This window comes from Bilophila sp. 4_1_30 (genome assembly GCF_000224655.1).
Taxonomy (GTDB): Bacteria; Desulfobacterota; Desulfovibrionia; order Desulfovibrionales; family Desulfovibrionaceae; genus Bilophila; species Bilophila wadsworthia.
This window is the reverse complement of the sequence record NZ_JH114231.1, coordinates 514247-521375: the sequence shown is the minus strand read 5'-3', so window position 1 is coordinate 521375 and position 7129 is coordinate 514247. Positions and strand designations below refer to the sequence as shown.

The 7129-nt window shown below is 61.0% G+C and carries 3 protein-coding genes and 1 pseudogene; 1 reads left to right on the top strand and 3 read right to left on the bottom strand.

Annotation, left to right across the window (positions count from 1 at the left end):
- A pseudogene (locus HMPREF0178_RS21895) lies at positions 1 to 758 on the bottom strand (hypothetical protein); the annotation flags it as partial.
- 189 nt (positions 759 to 947) lie between these two features.
- Here HMPREF0178_RS21895 and HMPREF0178_RS02550 point away from each other — a divergent pair.
- On the top strand, positions 948 to 1214 hold the full coding sequence (locus HMPREF0178_RS02550) for a hypothetical protein (protein WP_005026645.1): 267 nt from the start codon (positions 948 to 950) through the stop codon (positions 1212 to 1214).
- A gap of 34 nt (positions 1215 to 1248) precedes the next feature.
- Here the strand turns inward: HMPREF0178_RS02550 and HMPREF0178_RS02545 are convergent, their stop codons facing one another.
- Positions 1249 to 4431, bottom strand: a complete 3183-nt coding sequence (locus HMPREF0178_RS02545; RefSeq protein WP_009378767.1) for an AsmA-like C-terminal region-containing protein — start codon at positions 4429 to 4431, stop codon at positions 1249 to 1251.
- Entirely contained in the window at positions 4428 to 7097 is a 2670-nt protein-coding gene (locus HMPREF0178_RS02540; RefSeq protein WP_050809245.1) for an exodeoxyribonuclease V subunit beta, read from the bottom strand. The genes HMPREF0178_RS02545 and HMPREF0178_RS02540 overlap by 4 nt, the downstream gene beginning before the upstream one ends.
- Positions 7098 to 7129 lie beyond the last annotated feature (32 nt).

Here is a 7129-nt window from a genome sequence, read left to right as displayed (position 1 = left end):
AGCGCATCCGAGGCCCGAACGTCAAAGGCGACAAGCTGACAGCGCGTAAAGTAGTCATCGATTTTGGGTCGTACGGACTGAAAAATCTGGAAGGCCGTGTCCGTACCGGAACCAAGCGGAAACGTGTCCGCATAGGCCGCAAGTTCGTCGAACCACGCCTTGTAATCCTGTATGTTGCGCATGAACGTTTGGGCCAGTTCGAGCGTGGCGCCTTGCTGGCCTCCGGCGTCGGTTGCTCCGCCCGTCGTTGCGACGATGTCTTCGATGAAGCGGTTCATATCGGGATCGAAGGAAGGGTGCGGCGTCATCACGCCGTCGCCGTTGAATGCGGTCTGTGTAGCCGCGTCAATGGCTTCCGCTACATCCTCCTGCGTGAGAGCCCCCTCTTTTCCACTTTGCGTGAGGATACGGCTTGCTGTGGAATAAAGCAGGCGGCCTTCATCCGTATCCTGCCTGATTTCCTCAAGGGCCAACTCCGGACGGCTTTCGGCCAGCAGCGCCGGATCGCTGAGGCGGTCCACAGTCCAGCGAACGGCGTCGAGAACCTCTTGAACGCGGATGCGCCCGTCCTTGTCGGCGTCAAGCAGTTCCAGCGTCCGTGCGTCGAACTGGAGTTTGTCGATAGGGCAACTGAGCGCGACCCAGAGTTTGGGGTCAAGCTCGTTGAGGTGCAGCAGTTCTTCAGGCGTCCGCAAGGTCACCTGATCCAGACCGCCGATCCTGTGAAACTTCCAATTGAAGGCCGCATGATTGGGCATGGCGTTCTCCTCTAAGCATGGTGTTCTTTTGGCTGTAGCCCGGATCGGGGATGTTTCAAATGAAAATATGCGGGGGGTGGCGTACGGACCGTAGCCTTTTGCGCGAAGAAGACGTACAAACGGGAGACCTCGCCTCAGTGGAGAGGTTTTTCCCTGAAAAGGCGTAACAGAAACCTAAAGGATATGACAATGCCGAAGTTGCAAGCGGCGCGAGTGACGCAATGCGGGCTGGATTTCGCGGTGGTGCTGGTCGACCCCAAGCTGTTTATGAATCCCAGCGAACTGGAAGCGTTTTCGGAACGCGCCCAAGCGCTCTTTCCCGGCGTTCCGGTGGCGATGCTGAGTTATGACGATCTCAAGGTGACCCGCTATCATGGCCCCGATGATGTTGTAGCCTTCCTCAAGCAGGTGCGTGTGGTCAGCCTGCCGTGGGTTGAGTACACCATCGGTGAATAAATCGAAGGGACCGAAGCGATTCGGTCCCTTTCCGTTACGGCGCAAGCAGGCGGAGCGGGGCGGAAACCACAATATCCAGAATGTTGAGGACTCCGCTGCCGATACTGTTGAAAACATTGGCTAAAATACCGGTAGCGTTGAAACTGCGCTGCGGCGCGTCGAGGCTGCCGTAGTAGCGCACTGGAATTTCCGGGATACCGGGCCCGGTTACGTTCAAGGCATAGTTGAGCGTTTTGTTGATGAGATTGATGCTGCCTTGGCCTCGGACGGACAGGCCGCCGGAGAGGTTGAGATCGCGTGTTGTCAGGATTCCCTTGGAAAGCGCCCCGGAAGCGCTCAGGGAATTGAAACGGCTCATAGGGCCGGGTTTCTTCGCATCCAATTCCCCGTTCCGGATAACGAAATTGAGAGTGCCGCTCAGGGCGGCGGGGATATCCGCGCCGGAGCGGAGCAGGCCGGAAACGTCCGCGTCAAGGCTTCCCGTGCCGGACAGCAGTTGCTCCTGCCCCCGTTCCTTGCACAGCGTCAGGACATTGACGGCGCTCAGCGTATACCGCAATCGCGCGAGCAGCCCTCCCGCAGTGCCCTCCGCGCGCAATCCGGCCCCCGCCGTTCCCCCAGCGACACGGGCCTTGATGGGGTCGGCCGTGAGCACACCGTTTTTGATGGTCACGGGAACGGTCAGGTTTTCATGCGGAATGCGGGCGATGACCAGACGTTCCACACTGAGATCCCCATCCAGCTGCACTTTTCTGAGCCATTCGGTCTGCCACGGTGTACTCGGTTGTGCGTATTTGGAAGACGCGGGCAGATAGTCCCCCAGACGCAATGTCCCAAGCCGGAGTTTGGCGGTCCAGTGCGGCGGCGTTCCTTTGGTGCCTTCGATTTGACCGGCAAGGCGGGTATCATCGACGCGCCCTTCAATCTCTGAAAGGCGCAGTATGGACTCGTCCGCCCGGATTTTTGCTTTGATCTGCGCCTGCCTGAGCGCCTGTTGGGGAAGGCTGGAGGGCAACATTCCCCATTGGGCGAGGAGGGCACGGAGGTTTCCCGTGGAAACGGACAATGAAGCGTCCCATGCCGGATTGGCATCCAGACGGGTTCCGTTTAGGGAACCGGTGAACGAGGCGGAGGCGTCTTTCGTAAGAAGCTGCCCGGAGAGCTCTTTAGCCTCCAGCGTGTTGGCTTGCGTATTGAGGGACAGTTTACCTGAAGCCTGCCCGCCGATGCCGTTGGCTGAGAGCTTGCCTGAAGCGGAAACGGCGTCGGTGAAAAGATTGAAAGGGCCGCTCGTTGGGAACTGGATCGCTCCCGTCAGGTCGAGTGAACTCTGCCCGGCCGCCGTCGTCAGGCTGCCCTGCCATTTCCCGGTATAGACATAGCGCGGCTGCGTTCCCTGCGTCCGGCTTCCCGCCCCTTGAAAGAAGATGCGCAATTGCGAGAAGGCGAGAGTTTTTTCTTTTTTGGCCCGAGAAAGCGACAGGTTGCCTTTCTCGATGAGCACTTCCCCCTTGCCTTTCAGCGAGGAGAGGAAAGCGGCGGGCGAAGTCGGCCGTGCCGTAAAGCTGGCCGAACCTGTCAATGTGCCTTTCAGAACGGGATATCCCGCTGCAGGGCTGAACAGGCTGTCGACGTTGACGCCGCTGGCCGTGAGGTTCAGGGCCATGACGTCGCCGGGGATGAGATCGCCTTGTGCCGATCCGCCGTACAGTGAGCCGCAGCGGATGGCGACTTTGGTCTGTTCCGTTCTACTGGCCGGATCGGGCGTAATGCGGACGGAAACGCCGTTGGCCGCCCACTTCCAGAATGTGGCGCGGGCGGCTTCCAAATGGATGTCATAGCCCACCGCCGCATTGGAATCGTCTCCTCCGAGAAGCGGCGGCACTTTGTAGGACGGCGCGGAAACCGCCTTGTTTTCCACTTCGGGGAATACCCGGTTCAATGGGGCGTCTTTGGTCGCAAGGTGCAGCGCAATGACGGGATTGGAAAAATCGTTGACGCCTCCGCCTCCTGTAAAGACGGTATTCAGCGTCGTCGCGGTGACGGAAGAGGCGACGAGTTTTTGCGGGGTCAGCTCAAACGGAAGCGTTCCCGAGATGTTATCCAAGGCGACTTGCACGCCCGGCGGGAGATCCCGCGCAAAGCCGAACCAGCGGGGAAGGCTGAGGTGCTTGAGGGCGAGCGTCCCCCGCAGCGTCGGCACATAATCCGCGCCGAAGAGCAGCCGTCCGTCCAACGTGGCCTGATCCCCTTCGACTTTGAGGCTGGCCCCTTTGATGGCGATCTGCGGGAGAGGGGCACCCTGAAAGAGGGAGCCCAAAGGGGCTTCCGCCGTGAACGGAAGCAGGACATGGACGGGAACGGATTGGCGTTTCAGTGAAAAAGTGCCGTCAAGGGAGGCCACGCCGTCAATGGCGAGCGTGCCTTGAGTGGTGCGGGCCGTCACACCGAGGACAAACCGGGGGCTGCCCTCGCCAAAGGAAAGCGGCATGGCGCAAGTGGCTTTGAAGCGGAGCATGGCCGCGGCATCAGCCGGGAACGCATATTCCAGATCGGCTATTTCCAGATCAACGTTGCTGAGGGTTTGGATTGGGGTGGCCTGCCCGTCCTTTTCCGGCGGCGTGTTTCCGTACCATTCCATTTTGCCCACCGAGAGCGAGAGCTCACCGGGTTCTCCGTTTCCCGGAACGGTGGCGCTTCCGGAAATGCCGGACATCCGCCACTGAGAGTGAATCCCGGACTTGTTCGCGCCGGGAAGGAGAGAGGCGATGGTTCCGTCTTTGAGCTCGACATCCATTTCAGCAAGTTGCGGTGGTATGGAGAATCGCGGCTGTTGCGTCGCGTCCGGCGTCGTTCCGGCTGGCGGCTCAAGCAGCAGCGTGGGCTTGAGAAGACGGACTCCGGCGATGCGCGTTTCTCCGTGGAGCAGGTCCCAGAAATCAGGATAGACGGCCCCTTCGTCCACGAACAGCGTCATTGCCGGGGTACGGATGGTCAGGCCGGAAACGCTGGCCGCCGGACGCGGAAAGAGGGAGAGCGAAGCTTGATCCGCCGACAAGACAAACCCGGCTTCAGGAGCGGAAAAGCGGGCGGACAGCGAGCGGGCGAGCCCAACGGGATCTTGATTGAACGTATAGATGAAGAAGCCGAGCGCAAGGACGAGCGCCCAGAAAAGGGGGAGCAAAACATAAAGGAGGATGGAGGTGGAACGCTTCATGTCTGTAGCTGTTTGTAATCAAGGCGTTTGAGATCGAGGTATACCAGTACGCCTCGGACAGGCCGGGGCGCCGCCTTGGAAATGAGGCGCATATAGCGTTGGAGCTGGATTTCGTGCGCTGGAGTTGGCGCTCCCGTTTTGTATTCGACCACGGTAATCCGTTTTCCGTCGTCGACCACAAGGTCGGAGCGGTACAATTCGCCGGATTCGTCAACGATCTCCTGCTCGGGGGTCCCGTATCGCAGCCATTCCCCGGCCTCGGGCAGGGCCGCGTACCATGCCAGCATTTCCACGATCTCGTGTTCGACCGTTTCGGGGTCACGGATCGGGAGCGGGAACGTGCGCAAGCCCTGCTTGAAGGCTTGGCGGGCATCCTCTTCCGGGTGCCCCGTCAGTTGCCCCGCCGTTTGCAGGCAAGCCAGACAGTGGTGCGCGAACGTGCCGCGGCGTTTTTGGGTAAACGAAAATTCTTCCAGCGGATTTCGGAAGATACGCAAACGCGGCAGCCAATGCATGGGACGCCAGCGTTCGTTGCTTTGTCCTGCCGGGATGCTTTCCGGTTCGATCAGTGCCAGCTCTTCGGCAACAGCCTTGCCATCCCGCATCGTTTTGGGCTTCCGAGCCTGTTCGGCGGGGCGGACGAAAGGAGGCGTACCTGTCTCAAACGTTTCTTCAGTCATGGGAAGCGCGCCGAGAAGCACGTTCAGGCCGCTTCCGAGCCCCGATGCATTGCGGCTGGAGGACGTTTCCGTCAGGAAGGCGTGCAGCTCCTCTTCCGCCCGCGTCCACGCCACATAAAGCAGGTGCAGCGCTTCACGGGCGTTGTCCGCAATGGCCTTGTAGTGTGCGTAGCCGGAGGCCGGGCCGCGCGGAGCAAGCACCGTCAGCCCGTCCACATGCGTCTCCACGGCAGGGCTGTCCACCCGTTGGGAAAAGTTGTGCCACGGCACGATGACGACGGGGAATTGCAGCCCCTTCGATTTGTGCATGGTCATGACCCGCACGGCGTCGAGGGTTTCCGGCATGGGGGCTTTTTCCTGCTGCCCGTGCTTGTTCCAATAGTCGAGGAACGAGGATAACGAACCGTATCCTTGTCCTTCCGCGACGTGAATGATTTCCAGAAAGCGGCGGACAAAGGCGGCCTCATCGGGATAGCGGCTCCATATGTCGAGGCGCCCCAACGCTTCGCGGGTGACGTCATAGGGCGTGAGCAGCCCCGCGTCGGCATGGAAAGGCGCGATCCACTTCCTCCAGATGTCGGGGAAATCTTCACGGAAGGCCATGAACAGCGGCATGTTGCGGCGCTCCGACGTCCGGCGGGCGGCGGCCCAGTCTTCCAGCGCCTGTTCGCTCAGAGGGATAAGCGGCAACAGCATCTGGCGGCCGGAAAGGAATGTCCAGAATGCCAGATCGTTGCGCGGGGAATCGAGGAACGTCAGGAGCGCCGTGATCTGTTCCACCAGAGGATGCTCGGCGAGCAGGAAGCTGTTGTCGGTGACGACGGGGATCCCTTCCTCCATGAGCCATCCGGCGACCTGTGCGGCCTTCCCGTTGGAGCGCACCAGCACGGTGACGTCCCCCCACGGACGGCGTGAGACGACCTCCTGAACGCATCCCAGCAGACGCTCGCGGACTTCTTCGTCCAGATCTTCGCTCTTGTCGCCGTAGACGCGCTGGAGACGCAGGAAACCTTCGGCCTTGTCGGGCGCGACTTTCTGTTCGGAACCGGTAAAGCCTTCTTTGAGCAGCTGGGCCCCTTCCTCAAGAATGGCTGCCAGGAGGGCGGACGGCGTGTCTTTGGGGAGCATGGCGGACAGCACGGCTTTAGCCGTGGCTGTTTCGGAAAGCTGGCGGAACAGGGTGTTGTTGGTTTCGACGATGGCCCGGCAGCTCCTCCAGTTGGTGGGGAGGATGTCGACGCGCGGTTCGGGCGCGACGGCGCACAGTTCCGCATCGGAGCGGACCTCGTCAAATAGCGTGGCGTCGCCGCCGCGCCAGCCGTAGATGGCCTGTTTGACGTCGCCCACCCATGTGAGCGAACCGCCGCGAGAAAGGGCTTCCAAAACAAGGGGATGGATGGCTTCCCACTGTTCGCGGCTGGTATCCTGGAATTCGTCCACGAGGATGTGGGTCAGGCTCGTCCCCAAGCGGCAAAACGCTTCGGGAACGCCATAGTCGCCCGACAGCACCTGACGGGCCAGACGGGGGACGAAGGCGGCGGGAACGGCCCCTTCGCGCTTGAGGAAGTCGGGAACCTGACCGGAGAGTTCCCGCGCCAGTTCCACAAACGGCATGACCGTCTGGGCCCGGCGGAGCAGCACGCCGTCCTCGTCCCATTTCCGGATGATGTCCCGCATGGCGTCGAAAGCCCGTTCCGCGTCGGGCGACGCCTTGCCTTTGGATGCCTTGTTCAGGCAGTCGTCCAGACAGGCTTTGCGCAGCATGGCGGAGTTTGGCGGCAGGTTCGCCGGGGCGGCCTTCCGGCACGCCTCAAGGGCTCTGGTCAGATGCGCGGAGCAGGAAAGTTTTTCTTCGGCAAGCAGGTGATGCAATTGCTCCACGGCATCGCGCAGATCGCGGGTCATGGCTCCCAGCCGTTCCGTAATTTCAGATGGATGCGCGAGCGCGACGGATTGCGTCCCCATGATCGGAAGAAGCAGTTCCATGACCCGTCGCGCAGTGTTTCTCCGGCGAGAAA

Excerpts from the sequence above, each read along its gene's own strand:
- HMPREF0178_RS02550 (WP_005026645.1), top strand. The coding sequence starts at position 948 with ATGCCGAAGTTGCAAGCGGCGCGAGTGACGCAATGCGGGCTGGATTTC.
- HMPREF0178_RS02545 (WP_009378767.1), bottom strand. The coding sequence starts at position 4,431 with ATGAAGCGTTCCACCTCCATCCTCCTTTATGTTTTGCTCCCCCTTTTC.
- HMPREF0178_RS02540 (WP_050809245.1), bottom strand. The coding sequence starts at position 7,097 with ATGGAACTGCTTCTTCCGATCATGGGGACGCAATCCGTCGCGCTCGCG.